Source organism: Pseudoroseomonas cervicalis ATCC 49957 (assembly GCF_000164635.1).
Classification (GTDB): domain Bacteria; phylum Pseudomonadota; class Alphaproteobacteria; order Acetobacterales; family Acetobacteraceae; genus Pseudoroseomonas; species Pseudoroseomonas cervicalis.
Window position 1 is genome coordinate 1 of record NZ_GG770887.1, and the last position, 1,402, is coordinate 1,402.

At 71.3% G+C, this 1,402-nt stretch carries 1 protein-coding gene; it reads right to left on the reverse strand.

Annotated features, from left to right (window positions below):
- Positions 1–53: 53 nt before the first annotated feature.
- A complete protein-coding gene (locus HMPREF0731_RS20010; RefSeq protein WP_007006034.1) occupies positions 54–1,211 on the reverse strand; it encodes an OpgC family protein in 1,158 nt (385 codons plus the stop codon).
- Positions 1,212–1,402: the final 191 nt, after the last annotated feature.

Consider the following 1,402-nt stretch of genomic DNA (forward strand, 5'->3'; position numbering starts at 1 on the left):
GCGGCGGCGCAGAGCAGGGCGGCGGCAGCCAGGCGCATCGGCGGCGCGGTCCTTCAGGAGAGCTTGGCGGCCACGGGCAGGGCGGCGGGGGCGCCGGCGCCGCCCGGGGCGCTGCGCCGCTTCTCGGTCAGCGTCAGCAGCCCGGCCACCAGAACCTGGGTGACGATGCCGGCGGTGACATAGGTGATGTCGAACAGCACGCCGTCATAGCCGGTCTGGCGGAAGGCCACGCCGGTCAGGCTGACCAGCAGGCCGGTGCAGAAGATCGGCAGCGAGTGGCGCCCCATCATCGCCAGCGGATGGTTGCGCGGCGCGCCGCGCGCCCAGTCCTGCAGCGGCGAGAACACCACCACATAGGCCAGCGCCAGCAGGTGCAGCACGCGCGGCACGGAGAGATACTGCTTCTCCGGCACGGTCAGGAAATCGGGCAGCGGCAGCCAGCCCGGGCTGGGCAGGCCGGTGCCCTGCATCGACAGCATGCCGATGAACAGATACCCCGCCGCCGCCCACCACAGGCCGCGATGGTAGCTGACCGCCTGGCCGGTGCGGGCGCGCCGCGCGCCGAGGGCGAAGCCCAGCACGAAGAGGAACTGCCAGGAGAGCGGGTTGAAGAACCAGCCGCCGGGCAGCAGGCTGGGGAAATTGGCGCCGGTCAGCCCGGCGGCCAGCCAGATGGCGAAGGACAGGCCGAGCGCCGCCTGCATGCTGCGCGCGGCCAGCGCCAGCAGCAGCGGCAGCAGGCCGATCAGCACGAAATACAGCGGCAGGATGTTGAGGAAGCCGGGCTGGTAGCGCAGCGTCGCCGCTTCCACCAGCGCGCCGGCCGGGTCGAGCATCAGCGGCTCCAGCGCGATCACCGACATCAGGCCGAGATCGCCGGTCTTCAGCGCCTTGGTGGCGAAGACGGCGGCGCCCAGCACCACCAGCGCCAGATGCGTGGTGTAGAGCTTCACCGCCCGGCTCAGCACCTTCATGGTGATGCCGAAGCGGTCGCCCTCCAGGTAGCGGGTGAAATAGGCCGAGGCCGCGGCATAGCCGGCGAAGAACACGAACAGGTCCGCCGCGTCGGAGAAGCCGAAATTCTTGTGCGTCCAGTTCTCCAGCACATTGCCGGAGACATGGTTGATGAAGATCGTCACCAGCGCGAAGCCGCGCCAGATGTCGAGGGCCGTGTCGCGGCCCGGCGCGGCCGATGCGATGGGCGCCGCCATGTCGTCCTCTCCTCCGAGACGGCGCGTGGGCGCCGCAGCCAGAACCGCAAGGGTGGCTTGGCGGTTTCAGGTAGCGCGGGTGACGGTCGCGTCAACGGCTTGCGCGCGGGCGCGCGCGCGATGGTGATCGCGCCAGGCGGCGAGGCCCAGTTGCAGGCCGAGCCCGGCGGCCAGCCACAGCGCGTCGGCCG